The organism is Shewanella sp. Actino-trap-3 (assembly GCF_002836275.1).
In the GTDB taxonomy this organism is placed as follows: domain Bacteria; phylum Pseudomonadota; class Gammaproteobacteria; order Enterobacterales; family Shewanellaceae; genus Shewanella; species Shewanella psychromarinicola.
This window is the reverse complement of record NZ_PJCE01000001.1, coordinates 3,552,191-3,568,376: the sequence shown is the minus strand read 5'-3', so window position 1 is coordinate 3,568,376 and position 16,186 is coordinate 3,552,191. Positions and strand designations below refer to the sequence as shown.

General features: G+C 43.9%; 9 protein-coding genes and 2 pseudogenes. 3 read left to right on the top strand and 8 right to left on the bottom strand.

What is annotated here, in order from left to right; genetic code table 11:
- Positions 1–59: 59 nt before the first annotated feature.
- The gene (locus tag CXF80_RS15395; protein ID WP_101033824.1) at positions 60–1,427 is read right to left on the bottom strand and encodes a hypothetical protein; all 1,368 of its coding nucleotides are present in this window, start codon (positions 1,425–1,427) and stop codon (positions 60–62) included.
- 200 nt (positions 1,428–1,627) lie between these two features.
- On the bottom strand, positions 1,628–3,007 hold the full coding sequence (gene pmbA / locus CXF80_RS15390) for a metalloprotease PmbA (RefSeq protein ID WP_101033823.1): 1,380 nt from the start codon (positions 3,005–3,007) through the stop codon (positions 1,628–1,630).
- A gap of 159 nt (positions 3,008–3,166) precedes the next feature.
- Here pmbA and yjgA point away from each other — a divergent pair, with 159 nt between their 5' ends.
- From yjgA to CXF80_RS15375, 3 genes and pseudogenes are all read left to right on the top strand, one after another.
- Entirely contained in the window at positions 3,167–3,700 is a 534-nt protein-coding gene (gene yjgA / locus CXF80_RS15385) for a ribosome biogenesis factor YjgA (protein ID WP_101034789.1), read from the top strand.
- Between the two features lie 28 nt (positions 3,701–3,728).
- A pseudogene (locus tag CXF80_RS15380) lies at positions 3,729–6,196 on the top strand (hypothetical protein).
- A gap of 163 nt (positions 6,197–6,359) precedes the next feature.
- The gene (locus CXF80_RS15375) at positions 6,360–6,761 is read left to right on the top strand and encodes a hypothetical protein (protein WP_101033822.1); all 402 of its coding nucleotides are present in this window, start codon (positions 6,360–6,362) and stop codon (positions 6,759–6,761) included.
- A 298-nt stretch (positions 6,762–7,059) separates the two neighbouring features.
- On the opposite strand, the pseudogene CXF80_RS15370 reads toward CXF80_RS15375, so the two are convergent.
- The 6 genes and pseudogenes from CXF80_RS15370 to CXF80_RS15345 form a co-directional block, all read right to left on the bottom strand.
- Positions 7,060–7,326 (bottom strand): annotated as a pseudogene (locus CXF80_RS15370) (ABC transporter permease); the annotation flags it as partial.
- Between the two features lie 100 nt (positions 7,327–7,426).
- A complete protein-coding gene (gene tldD / locus CXF80_RS15365; RefSeq protein WP_101033821.1) occupies positions 7,427–8,875 on the bottom strand; it encodes a metalloprotease TldD in 1,449 nt (482 codons plus the stop codon).
- Between the two features lie 64 nt (positions 8,876–8,939).
- On the bottom strand, positions 8,940–9,770 hold the full coding sequence (locus CXF80_RS15360; protein WP_101033820.1) for a carbon-nitrogen hydrolase family protein: 831 nt from the start codon (positions 9,768–9,770) through the stop codon (positions 8,940–8,942).
- 179 nt (positions 9,771–9,949) lie between these two features.
- Positions 9,950–14,002 (bottom strand): YhdP family protein, encoded by a 4,053-nt coding sequence (locus CXF80_RS15355; protein WP_101033819.1) that lies wholly within the window; start codon positions 14,000–14,002, stop codon positions 9,950–9,952.
- Positions 14,002–15,492 (bottom strand): ribonuclease G, encoded by a 1,491-nt coding sequence (gene rng / locus CXF80_RS15350; protein ID WP_101033818.1) that lies wholly within the window; start codon positions 15,490–15,492, stop codon positions 14,002–14,004. Before rng ends, CXF80_RS15355 begins: the two co-directional genes overlap by 1 nt.
- Positions 15,493–15,577: 85 nt before the next feature.
- Positions 15,578–16,165, bottom strand: coding sequence for a Maf family protein (locus CXF80_RS15345; protein ID WP_101033817.1), 588 nt, complete (start codon positions 16,163–16,165; stop codon positions 15,578–15,580).
- Positions 16,166–16,186: the final 21 nt, after the last annotated feature.

The following is a 16,186-nucleotide window of genomic DNA, read 5'->3' as shown; positions in this document are numbered from 1 at the left end:
TATCGGCTTTTTTGATGTTTTATAAGCAGTGGCTTAACTCACTCTCAATTAACTTAACATTACTGTAATGACGTAAGTCTATGACCTAAAGTGCTGGTACTGTCTGGAGTCAGCACGAAAGTATAGTTACTGTCGCCATCAAAGCTGATTGCATCAGACTGATAAACTAACGTTTGCGTGCCATTATCGGCCTCGTAAACAATGTTAATCTCATAATAATCTTCAGGCAGTGTTAGGCTTAGTTGCTCGACAAAATCTAAATCCGTTAAGCTGTATTCGGCGGTTTCGATAGTTTCTGAAGCGCGGACAAAATACACGGTTAGATCATCATAATCGTAAGCCAAATTGACCACATCGACTTTATATTCAAAAGCTCGAGGTCGTAAGTCTTGCTCGATCACCATACCTTTGACAGAACTGTCTTCTTGTTGATAAATCAGTAAGGACTTCACTTCATCTTGGTTAAACGTTACTAGCAAGTTATCGAACAACTTGGCTTTGCTCGTCGCATCTTTAGCAGTGATACCATAATCATTAAACGATGTTGATTGGTAACCCGTTACTGTGAAGGGTGAAATACCATACAAGTATTGTGTCTCTTGCTTACTGGCCACATCAAGGTCAATACTTTGAGTTTCTAAACCATTAAACACGCGATAATCGGCCGTTGCCTCTAACGCGGCGTAAGTAACAGGCGTTGTAGTTGAGTCAATACTGTCGATAGTGACGTTAATATCACCTGCACCAAAACTGTTGCGAATCATCAATTTATAGGCAGTTTCCGAGGTTAAACTCATGCTACCTGTTGTGTAAATCACATTTTTAGTGCCGGTTTCGGTCAGATACACAATATAATCATCAGTATCGAATATCTGTTCGCTGGTGTAACTGCTATACGGCACATTACCGAGCATCACCGCTTCGTCAATGGTTTGGGTATCGAGTGAAATATAGGTATCAAAAGTACCTTCATCAGTCGCTACGTTAGCCACCAGCACTTCCATTTTGCTGTAGTCATTATCATCGTCGGCATTTAACTCGTCTATTTCATCGCGTGAATAGTTAATATCCAATAGTTCAGGATCGTGATAGTCACCATAAAGCACAAACAAATGGTTCGAGTCCCTCGCTAAATCAATGGTATCGCTGTAAACGGTTACCGTTTCACTATCTTCATCTTGACCATAAATTTCCAGTTCTGTACTCCCTGTACTATAAGCATAACGCGGCATTGCATCAGCAAAATCAACCGCAGTATATGAATAGTCATCGAGCACTAACGAGGTCGATGTGCTATTAGGTGATGCATTATAAAACTGCACATATGCGACATCATCACTGCTTTCTTCACTGTCTGAGCCACACCCTAATAACAAGGCTCCCATTGCAGACACCATCATCAATCGACTTATTTTTTTGTTAAACATATTTACTCCATTAACCATCTAGTTACATTTACAAGAGTTATGACAACCTTTGCCTGTAAACGACTGTCAAGAAAGGTAAAGTAAAGATATAAAGCGTCAAGAGACAAATTAAAGCCAAAAAAAAGCCTCTTAATCAATTAGATAAGAGGCTTTGATTATTTTTACATTTAAACCATAAATGCGTTTTTCAGCAAAAGGTGTTAATTACCCGCGACCTTCATCTCGCTCAGTAAAATACCGCCGGTGCGGATTGATGAACGTAAATCGCGATCTTTACCTACACCTTGTATTCCCATAAACATGTCTTTTAAATTGCCTGCGATGGTAATTTCTTCTACGGGGTATAACACCTCGCCGTTTTCAACATAAAACCCCGCCGCGCCGCGAGAATAATCCCCGGTGACACCATTAACGCCTTGGCCCATCACTTCCGTCACAATTAAGCCGGTATTCATGGCTTTCACTAAGTCGTCAAATGTTTGGTTTGAATGGCTCAAGGTCCAGTTATAAATACCACCGGCATGGCCAGTGTTGGTCATCGATAATTTACGCGCGGAATAACTGGTTAATAAATAGGTCTCTAGTTGGCCACGGTCAATAATACGTCGGTCTTGAGTTGCCACGCCTTCACTGTCGTAATTAGCACTAGCCAGCGCCCCAACCAAATGCGGCTGCTCTTCAATGCTAAACCAGTCAGGGAATATTTGAGTGTTCAACGCTTCCATTAAGAAGCTCGACTTACGGTAAATACTGCTACCACTAATCGCACCAATTAAATGACCCATGAGGCCTGTGGCAATTTCAGGCGCAAATAACACTGGCATTTTTGCAGTAGGAATTTTACGCGCATCCAAACGGCTTAAGGTTTTGTTTGCTGCTTGCAAACCTACCACTTCAGGTGACAGTAAATCATGATACTTACGGGCCACCGTATAATCGTAGTCGCGCTGCATATTGCCATCAGACTCTTGGCCTATTACAACACAACTTAAACTGTAGCGAGAGCTGCAATAACCGTTAAGAAAACCATGGCTGTTACCATAAACTCTGGCGGCAGTATGCGCGTTGGCGCTTGCACCATCGGAATTACGGATACGGCTATCAACTGACAAACTGGCTTCTTCTGCACGAATGGCCAACTGAGCGAGCTCTTCTGCATCGATATCTTGTGGATGATATAACTCTAAGTCGCGAATATCTTGCGCCATCAAAGCGGGATCAGCCAAGCCACTGAACGGATCTTCTGAGGTATATTTCGCAATACCATCGGCCGCTTTTACCGCTTGGCGAATCGCCTCAGGGCTTAAGTCTGAAGTTGATGAATTACCTTTGCGGCCATCACGATAAATGGTAATGCCTAATGCACCGTCTTTATTAAACTCAACGGTTTCAACTTCTTTTTCACGGGTCGAAACCGACAAACCTTGCTGCTTACTGATGGCCACTTCAGCGGCCGAAGTCCCCAACACTTTTGCGTATTCTAACGCAACAGTGACAGCGTCTTTTAACGCCGATAATTCAGCATCAATTCTAGGTGTTGGTTCACTTGCGCTAGGCGCTGGAGAAGGATGAGAAGCCACAAATTTACTCTTTGATTAGTCTAATTGACCTTAGCATATCAAATTCAAATGGCGATTGATAACCGAGCATTTATATCGCTGCCTATCAGCAATAAATTCTGCATATTCTAGGCCAAATAAATGTTATCATTGATGCATATTGATTTGAGGTTTATGACTATGAAAATTGTTGGCGATTCTGAGCTATTTCAGCAGCCCTATGATAATGATGACAACTATGTCAGCAGAACGGGTGTAAAAAAAGAAAGTGAGGATGCTCAAGAACTTGGCATGCGTTTGATTGCCCTGAGCAAAACTCAATTAGACAAAATGGGTTTAGATGAATTTCTGTATGATGCGATTCTAAAAACAAAACTGATTAAACAAAAAACTGAAGCCTATCGTCGCCATTTGCAATACATTGGTAAATTGATGCGCGGATTTGAGCATGAACCTATTCAAGCTGCACTCGATAAAGTGTTGAATAAAAACAATAATGAAGCAGCTCAAGTGCAAATTTTTGAAAAAATTCGCGAACGTTTATTAACTAATGGCGATGATGAAATCCAAGTGTTATTGGATCTATACCCACAACTTGAGCGTCAAAAAATGCGTCAATTGATCCGCCAAGCCAATAAAGAACTGGCTAAAGGTGCTGAATCAAAATCATCAAGAGAGTTGTTTAAGTATTTGCGAGCTGAAATAAAAGACTAAACCGTGTAATAGAATAAGGATGTTGCTAATGCGGCTCAAAATGATGGCTCGCACACTATGGTTATTACTGACTTCAGTGTTGTTATTGACAGCTTGTAACGGTGCCGCAGACGGCACCGACTCAGATACATCAGATGACAGTTATGGTTTATCGGTTAGTTATCAAAATGTGGTTAATGGCCAATGTGATTCCAGCACCGATGGACTTATTTTTGATATCGATGGCAGTTTTTGTGCCGTAGCTCACCTCAAGTTCGGTAATACCAACGTCAGTGGGGCACTCATTACCTTTAGCACAACCAATGCAGCAATAGCCCCTACAACGGTGTTAACCCTATCTTCTGGTCTTGCAACAACAGTTGTCACATCAAGCAGCAGCGATGCCGGCGTCCTCACCGCAACTTATACATCAAGTGATGACGATTCAGTCAGTGCGACTCGTAATTATCAATTTAAAGAATATGACACCAGTACCCCTGTCTAAGCGATTAAATTAACCGTTTCGATAAGTGACGCAACCGGTCCGATTACTCGCTTTAATATTGATAAAACAGTTCAGCTCAATGCCTTGCTTACTGACAGTAATAATCAAGCTATTGCTAACCAAATTGTGACATTCAATGCCGGTAGCGCTACGTTAGCGCCAGCAACTGCACTGACAAAATCCTCAGGTATTGCTACGCTTAACTACACGCCGTCCGAGGCAGAGTTAGGTGCCAGCCTGTTAACCGTCACCACAGAATATCAAGGTCGCACTCTCACCAGCAGCAGTGCTTTTGAAGTGTTAGCGTCTGACGATATTGCCACGAATGGTAATGTTAAGATGGGCTCGTATAATGCTAATGGTGAGTTTGTTGAAAGTGAATTAGCGACAACGTTAGTCGCAACAACTGATGGCAGTTATAACATTAGCGCAGGTGGCACATTTGGGATTACTGCTACCTTGGTTACCGAAAGCACCGATGGCACATTAACACGCTTGCAAAGCCCAACCAGCATCAGCTTTAGCTCAGACTGTTCCACCAATGATAATGCCTCACTCGACTCGCCTATTACCAGCTTATCAGGCTCCGCTAGCTCAACCTTTTCAGATGTCAGCTGCAGTGGCAATAGTGAGCGCAGTGATACTATTACCGCCACAGCAACCGTTAATGGCACCAGTTTAAGTGCAAGTTTGCCTTTTGCCTTAGCACGCCAAACGTTATCTAATGTGAGCTTTGTGTCAGCCGACCCAAGCCAAATCCGCATCAAAGGTTCAGGCGGCACTGGTTCAACAGAATCATCGTTAGTGACCTTCTTAGTGAGCAGTGCTAATGGCCAACCAGCGGCGCAACAAGCAGTTAACTTTAGCCTCGACACCATAGTTGGCGACTTACAATTTGCTAATGGCGGCGAAACGGATAGCAGCATCACTAACTCAGAAGGTTTAGTGAGTGTAAGAGTGCAAGCTGGCACCATTCCTACCCCGGTAAGAGTGATGGCATCAACCACTGACGCCGACACTAATCAAACCATTACCAGCCAATCAGAACAGCTAACGGTTAACACTGGTTTACCGCAACAGTTGGGGTTTAGTCTTTCAAGATCGACCGGTAACCCAGAAGCTGGAGATAACAATGGTGAAGAAGTCACTATTACAGCTTATGCCTCTGATAGTTTTGCTAACCCAGCACCGGACGACACCACCATAAACTTTACCGCAGAAGGTGGTCAAATTGAGCCATCGTGTACCATAGTAAACGGAACATGTTCAGTCACTTGGACTTCAACATCGCCTAGGGTGAGCGATCACCGCATCACCATTTTAGCTTATGCTTTAGGCCACGAAACCTTTTTGATACCAATGGTAATAATGTATTTGATGATGCCGATGGCTGCGTGGTTAACGGCTGTTTAAGCGGTACAACGTCTGTAGCGTGAAGTGGTAACGGCATGGATGTAGAAACCTACCATGACGGCGGTTTTGTTGATTTGCCTGATGCTTTTAGAGATGACGATGAGTCAGGAACACATCAATCAGGTGAACCGTACTTTAATATTCAAGCGAGTGACACATACCAAGCGGCTGATAGTAAGTTTAACGGCCCACAGTGCCAAGGTAGCTTGTGCGATAGCAATGCCATGACCACTTATATCCGTAAGGCGTTGGTGTTAACAATGTCAGGTTCAACGGCCACGATGACAGTAAGCAGAGATGGTAGTTTGATCACTAACAATGAAGAAATTGCAAATGGCGATATTGCTCAGTTTACTGTGGTATTAACCGACAATGCTGAGCAAATATTACCCTTTGGCACGACCTTAACCGTGGCTAGCACAGAGGGTGATTTGCAATTCTCTGGCTATACCGTGCCAAACAAGACCGCTGCAGGTGGAACATCAACCTCATTTAGCATGGAAAATGATGGTACTGCTGGTACAAGCTTGGTAACACTAACAGCCACTACGCCTAAAGGCATTGAAACTGTGCTGTCGTTTTATGTCACCTTGTTGTAACTAACCAAAATACAACGACAAACTAACTAACCAGCCTGCTATTTAGCAGGCTGTTTTTTTATTGGAATTTGTTGATAACTTGTTACAATGAATATGTAGACAGGGCTAGTTTACTATCACGAGGGACCGACTTATGACTCTCGACGCATACTAAGGAATAATAATGCGCATAATTTCTATACTTTTTACCTTTACAGCAGGCGTACTACTCACCGCTTGTGCAGCTAAACCACCGATCGTGGCTCAAAATAAAACGGTTGTCGTCAATGAACAAACCATCGTGCTTGGCGGCTCGTATGATACAGAAAAGAAGAAACTGCTACTGACCGCCAATGGTGACGCGATCATGCAAGGCAGATTCCCGCCTATGACGCCTACACAAAATCTCAATGCAAACTTTGAGGACATGAAGTTTAAAGGTGATTGTTACTTTGGCTCGGTACTCGGTGATCAAGGTGGACGCTTTGGTATTGTTGCTAGCATTATACAATCGGCAAAATCGAGCACGGCAGATAAGTGCGACATCTTTATCGATGGCACCAAGCAAGAAACATTGTACTTTTAACCAGACACATTAACTAAGCGCTAGCCCTGCTTACTTCACCTCACCGCGAGATAATAAACGGTTATCAGCACCCTTTGCCCTGCTAACTACCTTGCAATAGACCCACTATTAGCGCTGCTATTAACACGTGAAGGCACCTTGTTAACAAAAAAGGGATGTTGGAGGTGAAATAGGTGAAAGAGGCTGATTTTAGCTTACTGATACCACCTCTTATACCATTTCTTAAACCGAGTAACGTTAGCTTACTGACTTCACCTACTATGGTGCTGATTTGGTATGATGCAGGTGTCGTAGGTATTTATGATGCAACCTTAAAATCTTGCTGTTTACGCGCAATTGCCATAATGACCATGGTGACGAATAGCGCAAACAAGCCCCACAATTGCTGCCATTTAGGCATTACAGCCAACCAACCTACTCCTAATTGATTCTGCTCGAGCATTCCCATAATAGCAGGCACTGCAGGAATAATTTGAGATGCTAATACCGATGGTTCAGAAATAAGCGCCAGTGACCACACATACCCAGACACGAATAGAATTGGCATCGATACCAGTAAAATGACATGAGCCACGATAAGCCATTAAATGATGCTCAGATCACAAATGCTCACTGAGTAATCACACTCAGCAAGCCGTCAAAATACTAATAATAGAAGCTTAACGTTAAGCTGTGCCGCCGACCGTTAGACGATCAATTTTCAATGTTGGTTGTCCCACACCAACAGGCACGCTTTGTCCGTCTTTACCGCACACTCCGACGCCTTTATCTAGGGCTAAGTCATTACCCACCATTGAAATTAATCCCATGGCCTCAGGTCCGTTACCAATTAAGGTCGCGCCTTTAATCGCCTGAGTGACTTCACCGTCTTCAATCAAATATGCTTCAGAAGCCGAGAACACAAACTTGCCTGAAGTAATATCTACCTGTCCGCCACCAAAGTTAGGTGCGTAAATGCCTTTTTTCACTGACTTAATAATGTCTGCTGGATTGGAATCACCGGCTTTCATGTAAGTATTGGTCATTCGCGGCATAGGTAAATGCGCATAAGATTCGCGGCGACCATTCCCGGTTGGTGTTTGCCCCATTAAACGGGCATTTAACTTATCTTGCATGTAACCTTTCAAAATACCATTTTCAATCAAGGTGGTTTTTTGGCTTGGCACACCTTCATCATCAATACTTAATGAACCACGACGATTTTCCATGGTGCCATCATCGACTATGGTGACTAAAGTGGACGCCACTTGTTGACCCATCTTACCGCTAAAAGCACTGCTGCCTTTGCGATTAAAGTCACCTTCTAAACCATGACCGACCGCTTCATGCAGTAGAACACCTGGCCAGCCATTACCTAGTACCACTGGCATTTCACCTGCTGGGGCATCAATAGCGTTAACATTAACCTGTGCTTGGCGCACCGCTTCACGGGCAAATTCAAAGCTTAACGGTAAGCCTGCTTCATCTGTGGCTAAAAAGGCGCTGTAATCGTGACGACCACCGCCACCAGCACTACCACGCTCGCGTTTGCCCTTGTCTTCTAAGATAACGCTACAGTTAAAACGCACTAACGGACGAATGTCTGCCGCTAACGTGCCATCACTTGCGGCAATTAATATTTCTTCATGCACGCCAGATAAGCTGACCACTACCTGAATAATACGGCTGTCGAGGCTACGAATATAGGCATCGGCTTGCTTTAATAGGTCGATTTTTTTGACTTCGTCCATAGCCGCAATCGGATCGGCACTGTCATACAGTTTATGAGCCGTTTGACGTTTAAAGGCTTGCACCTTGTGTTGTTCACCTGCGCTAGCAATGCCGCGGGCGGCTTTTGCTGCAGCATCAAGGGCGGCTGGAGTAATCTCGTCTGCATAAGCAAAACCAGTTTTTTCACCGCTAATGGCACGCACACCCACACCACGCTCAATGTGAAAACTGCCTTCTTTGACTATGCCATCTTCTAATACCCAAGACTCATGACGGCTACCTTGGAAATACAGGTCTGAAAAATCGATATTGTGTTGATGAATGGTATTTAAGTAACCTTGTAGTCCATCTAAGGTTAATCCATCTTGCAATAAACTCTGCTCTATTTGGGTTAAAAATGGCATTAAAATTCTCTTTATTAATGGGTAACGCATACTGCGAATTCAGTGTTAATAGTAGTATCCAGTGTTATTTCAACTGTGGCGCCATAAATCGATTATGGCCCATCACCGGCATTTGTTGACGAATACGGCGTAATTCGGCTAAATCGACTTTAGCTTGTACCCAGCCACATTCAGTGGCTCGCTCAGCAATGACTCGGCCCCAAGGGTCGACTATCATACTGTGACCCCATGTTTCTCTACTACCTTGATTATGTTGCCCCCATTGGCCTGCGCCCAACAAATAACATTGAGTTTCAATTGCACGCGCTTGTAATAACACTTGCCAATGCGCTTCACCGGTGACTTTAGTAAATGCCGAAGGTAGGGCAATATAATCTGCCCCCGCCAAACGCAAAGCCCGGAATATATCGCCGAAGCGAATGTCATAACAAATGGCTAGACCAACTTTGCCAAAAGGGGTATCAATGACACTAATGTGATCACCGGGATGAAAGGTATCACTTTCGCGATAAGTTTTGGTGTCATCACTCACCTCAACATCGAATAAATGCAGTTTATCGTAATGACCTAGGGTGGCGCCATGATCATCAAAAAAATAACAGCGGCTGAACACTCTACCATCGTCGGCACGCATGGGAATGGTGCCGGCAATAACATACACTTGGTACTGCTTTGCCAACGCGGCTAATGCGCTTTTTAGTTCGCTTTGATGCTGACTGCCAGCATATTCAAGCTGTTGACTTTCATGGCCGCCAAACAATAAACAACACTCAGGTAACACCACTAATTGTGGCTCATTGGCATCACGGGGTAAGGCGTTGAGTTGCGAGTCGATAAACGCAAGATTGGCTTTGACATCGCGGCCGCTTTGGGATTGTAATAAGCTGATTTGCATCTCGAACTCCTTATCGCATAAACACATTAGTTGATGAGTAAACCCAAGCCTGTCTCATTGGACCGACTTCAGCATCGCTACCTGGCAGTCGGTCAGCTTAAGGTCAATTATCGATAACCGGAACGAGCTGAGTTGATGGCGCGCTCGATGGAGTATGGCCTCACGATCTATCGCTTTTATTACTGAGCTTTAACATCTGAGTCAACTTCAGTTTCGACTTCAGTTTCGACTTTAGCCTCTACTTTAGCCTCTACTTTAGCATTGGCGTTAGTATTAAGGTTAGTTTCTATACTGGTTTCGTCTACCTGCGGCAATATTGCCTTTGGGATTTCGATTTCTTTACTCTTACGCTCAAGCTCTTCTAGTTGCGGATTGTCCATGGTACCGGTGACTCGGAAACGAATTTCTGAGATCACTTCAATAACCGGTTCTAACACTTTTGTCAGGGCAAACGCCCCTAACCCCAAAGTCCACGCACTGGTACTCAATAACACCACGGTTGGCACACTGGACGCAAGTTGCGGCACAAAACGAATGTCATAATTTAAGCTTTGGGTGGTTAAGTCGGTGTAACCTCGTACTCGCATATTACCGGCAATGGCGTCCATTTCAGTATCGGTGGTTTTAACCACCCCATTATCGATCATAAGATTGCCGTTAAAGGTATTGAAATATAGGCCTTTGCCGAACACATCCGAAAAGTCTAACGATAATTTACGCAATAATGAATCTAAACTAAACAATGAAAACACTCGCGCGCCTTTATCGCTAATCTCCGAAAGATGACCTTTGCCTAGTGCAAACTTAAGTTGGCCGTTTAGCGTGTCGAGAGTGAAGTAATAGGGCGCACTTTGCCAAGATAACTGACCGCTGAGATCCAATGGCGCATCTTGTAATCCAGGATTGATGTTTAATATCCTTGATAGGTCATCAAACTTTTCAGCCTGTAAATTGACATCGAACACCGTTTTATCGGTGCCATTTTCAAGCGACCATAACCCATTGGCCTGTAAGGTAACGGTGGGTTGCGTTAATGACAGCGTTTGAAATTGGTATCCTAGTTCATGGGGTAAGCCTTGTAACACTAAGTGCCCTAACGATAAGTCATTAACCTTAAAATCATCCACATCTATTGCTAAAGTGGGCAGATATTGCAGCATTGATGCCGCTGTCGGCTCTGTTTGTTCAGCCATGCTGACGCTAGGGTATAAATACAACTTTTTAGCGACCACTTTAATCCCTTGATCGCGCCAGTTAGGGTAAAAATCGATCCGGCCATCAAACTGTTGCGACTCAGCGTCAAAGCGCCACACCTGCTCTGTGGGTTCGGCATAAAAATTTAATTTATCAAATGATTGTCCCAACACATTTAATTGCTCGATGTCGGCATGAATCCCAGCTAATCGAGGGAATGACCTTGCGGCATTGATAATCACTGTGGTTTCAGCTCGATTGTCTTGAGTTGCCATCCCCGGCAACTCATCTGCTGTTAAAATACGATCGCGTACCGACGACCTCACGACATCTGGTTCAGCGCTAACACTGAAGCGATTAATAATCGGCAACCACTGCGCTAAATCGACTTTAGGCAGGTCTACATGTATATGGCCTTGTTGTTTATTTAATCTGTCACCCAATTTAAAATGACGACCAATCATCACGTCATAAAAAGCAAGCCGGCTGCCACTGTCGGCATTAAATTCACCCCAAAACTCGACATCATTAGCCAACTTAATGCTTAACGATGATTGTTTATTATCGCCAATAAGATCCACGCTTAGTTTTCTAGGTTCAGCGGCCGACTTTTGATAAGGCATCGGTAAATCCAGTGAGGTGCCGATAAGATCGGAATTAGCAGAGACTTGTAAGCTATAACCACTTGGGTCAAAAATCATGGTTAAGCCACCATTCCAGTCCATTTTGCCCTGGTAAGTGTCACTCAATGGATTGTGTAAGCTGGCGGGTAATGAGTCGAGATCCCAGCGACCATTCATATCAACAGTTAAGCTAAAATTGCTATTATTTTTCTTGGTTTTTACACTAAACTTCAACGGTTGTTGAAATAACCTCGCCTTGATATTTTTGCCTTCAACCAACTGATTCACAAAATTAACTTGTCCAGATACGCCTTGTAAATCTAAGCCGGGAGTGGTTATAAACAGCGGATTATTATCAAAGGTAACCTGACCTTTAATCAATTTTTCACCGCCTTTGTATAACGGGATCGCCAGATCTAATTGGGTATTGATTTGCTGTCGAATTTGTACCACATCTAACGTGGCACCTACTGAATCACGAAGTGAAGAGGCGTTAATCACTTTGGCAGCGGCTTGCGCGTCGGTGGTGATATCCGCTTCAATTCTTAATAAAGACTGTTTACCCAACTGCGGGATAGAGACTCGCGCGCCGTCAACCGCAACGTTATCGAGTTTGCCCTGATCAATATGCAAATCCATCATGGCATTTTCAAACAAGGCTGATAGCGTGAGTTCGCTGACCTCTGGCCAATTAGGTTGAAATTTAAAGGTGCCACTGTCGAGGCGAAATGCAGCTTGGAATACACCACTGTGATCTTGATAGGGATAACCGCCTAACGCACCATGCCACACTATCTGCGCGTCGTTGACTCGCCCTGCGACTAAACCATCATTAAGATAACTGACTAATTTTGGACTCATGGCCATCTGTGGGAAATAACGTCCAACATCGGCCACATCATTAATGCTTACGTGAGCCGCCAACCCCATATGAATCTCGTCAACAAACTCAAGATTCAGGCTCGCTTGCAAGGTAATATCATCATTAATTAATTCAATATCAGCCACGGTAAGACGCTGTTGTTCTAAATCATAGCGGCCCATCATTGCGCTGCCGTGAAGCGCTAATGGTTGGCTAAAACCACCGTTAAAATCGACACTGTACTCTTGTTCTGGCAAACTAAATTCAAGCTGGCTATTCGCCCATGTCAATTGAGCATCAATCGGACTCACACCCGGTATCGACTGATAAGCTTGCCACTGTAATTGCTGAACTTCAACGTTGCCGATAAGCGGTTTGTCGGCCGCTTTATACAGCCTAATGGGGCCAATTTGACCTTGAGGATTGAGTTGTTGCCAAATGTTCACTTGCTGTTTGCCCAAACCGGGCACTAACGGCAGCATTGGCTTTAAGTTCGACGGAGTAATCTGGTTGGCATAACCAAAAAAATCACCATCACGATTGCCTATCGCTAACTTAAGAGATGGCCAAGTTTGATCATTAGTCGATAAATCTAAATCATGGCTGGCGATTTTCCAGCCATCAGGCTGCGGTGTCCATTGCAATGAACCTGAGTTGATAGCAAATTTTTGCTGGGTGTCAGCGTCACGCCATTGTAACCAACTGGGTTTAAACACTAATACACCATCTTGGATCTGACGATGTGCAAATGTTATCCACGCATCGAGGTTAATCACGCCTTGAAATTCAATGTTGTCAGTGTTTTGTTGCGCAATATGTTGTCTAGATGCCCATTCACCTAAGTCTAATGAATCCGCGCTAACGTAAAGTTGGCCTGCGACCGTATCAGGTTGATAACCATCACCGCTAAGATCAATACGTAAGGTTAACTGTTCTTGCTGCGATTCAAGTTGATCCACATGGATCGTACCTTGTGCTTGGTGACGATTGGCACTGTTTTGCCACAGCAGATTATCGATAAAAATCGGTCGATAATCCTGTTGTTTACTAAACAGTTGTAATGATGCATCGGTGATTGAAAAATGCCCTAACTGTTCTAATAACAATCCATACAACCAATCGAGATTAGCCATATCACCCGCGGTAGCGTTCTCATCCGTAGACGCCAACTCATCGAGATTTAATGCCACTTTAACACCATCAAATACCACGGTTTCAATCTGCGGGCTCAAGGTTAAAAGTGACTGCCAAAAATCGAGTTTGATATGCACATTTTCGCTGATAACGGTAATCGGCAGATTATCTTGTGGCAGTAACACTAAATTGCTCACGGTCAGTGCTGGCCCAAAAGCTTGCCATTCGGCACTGAGCTCGCCCATCTGCACATGCAGTTGGTATTCGTTTTGAAGATAATGAACTAATTCAGTACGGACTTCAGGAATATGAGGCAATAAACCACGAATGAGGCTAACGACCAATGCAAATAGCACCAGTGCAATAGCCAAAATTTGCCAAGATAATCTGTTAATCGTTACCGCCTGAGTTGTCGACACTACATCATCACCACATCATATTTACTTTGAATGTATAAGGGTTCATTTTGCAAACGAATACGCTTACCGATGTAAACTTCTAATTCTGCCAGCAAATGCGATTCTTCACCACTAAAGCTCATATACACTGCCGGCGAGCAATACAGTAAAAACTCATCGGCTTTATAAGCTCGGTCTAAACGAATAATTTCCCGGAAAATTTCATATGACACGCTTTCAATCGTTTTCATGGTACCCGTGCCTTTGCAAGACGGACATTCACCACACACCACATGTTCTAAACTTTCGCGAGTACGTTTGCGGGTCATTTCAACTAAGCCCAGACCCGAAAAACCGCTGACGCTTGTTTTGACTCTATCTAACGCCAATGCCGCGTTTAAGCTTTCTAACACCCGCGCTTGGTGTTCCTTAATCTGCATATCGATAAAATCGATAATGATAATCCCACCCAAATTGCGTAACCGCAGTTGCCTTGCTATCGCTTGAGTGGCTTCAAGATTAGTATTAAAAATGGTTTCTTCTAAGTTGCGATGGCCAACAAATGCACCGGTATTAATGTCGACCGTAGTCATGGCTTCGGTTTGGTCGATAATCAAATATCCGCCAGACTTAAGTTCAACTTTACGGCCTAAGGCCCGTTGAACTTCATTCTCAACATCATACAATTCAAAGATAGGTGCTGGGCCCGCATAATGCTCAATTTTTTCAGCAATTTCAGGCATAAACTCTTGGGCAAAGTGTTGTAATTCAGCATAAGTACGGCGCGAATCGACTTGAATATGGTCAAGCTCAGTACCGACAAAATCACGAATTATCCGCACAGGTAATGCCAAATCTTGATACAGTAATATAACGCCTTTACGCTTACGTCGTTCACTGACCTTAGCCCACACCCGACGCAAAAAGGCCGCATCTTGGGCGAGTTCATCTTCGCCAACATTTTCAGCTGCGGTGCGGATAATAAAGCCGCCGTCATCATCAACATAAGGTAGGGTAATATTTTTAAGGCGTTGACGTTCTTCTTCAAGTTCAATACGTTGCGATACGCCAACATGACTAGAGCCAGGCATAAACACTAGATAACGCGAGGGTAAAGTAATATCCGTTGTCAGGCGGGCACCTTTAGTGCCAAGTGGATCTTTGACCACTTGCACCATAATGTCTTGGCCTTGACGCACTAACTCGGCAATATCACGCACCACAAAGTTGCCCTTTTCGACATCGGCAACACATTCGGTATGAGGAACAATATCTGAAGCATGTAAGAAAGCGGCCTTTTCTAAGCCTATATCAACAAACGCGGCTTGCATACCAGGTAATACTCGACTGATTTTACCTTTATAGATATTACCGACCAAACCTCGCTTCATGCGGCGTTCAATATGCACCTCTTGTAAAACACCATGCTCGACTAATGCAACACGCGCTTCAGTTGGCGTGACATTGATGAGCAATTCTGTGCCTTTTTTACGTTGTGCTTTTATGTTCATAAGCCACCAGTATTCGGGTCATGCTTCAATGGGAATATTGACAGTAGTTGCACCACCGTAGATGCCCGATTAAAGCAAAAGGTTATTAAGTGTGCTGCATCATGCAGGCTAATAATTCACGCGTTTCTACTAGGGGTAAACCAACAACGGCAGAATAACTACCACTAATAGATTGAACAAAACAACCACCCAAGGCTTGTATTCCATACGCACCAGCTTTGTCCATTGGTTCATTTGAGGCAACATAAGCGTCTATGTCGGCAGCGGATAATTCACAAAAGCTCACTTGGGTACGACATAATCGGCTAAAGGTGTGTTCACCATCCGTTAACGCCACCGCTGTCATCACTTCATGAGTTTGACCGGATAACAATGTCAGCATACGCTTGGCATCATTTTGGTCCATTGGCTTACCTAATATCTGCTGATTTAACACCACGATTGTATCTGAACCCAGTACTTTAGGGGCGATAATATGACCACTGAGCGCCAAACCTGCTAGGGCTTTTTCAAGCGCTAAACGGCATACATATTGTTCTGCCGTTTCAGTCGATAAAGGCGTTTCATCAATATTGGGTGCGACGAGCTCGAACGTAAAACCGGGATGACTAAAGCCTGCTTGAGCCAGTAATTCTTTTCTTCTTGGCGATGTTGAAGCCAGTACCCATGTCATCTGATATTTACTCTAATTAAC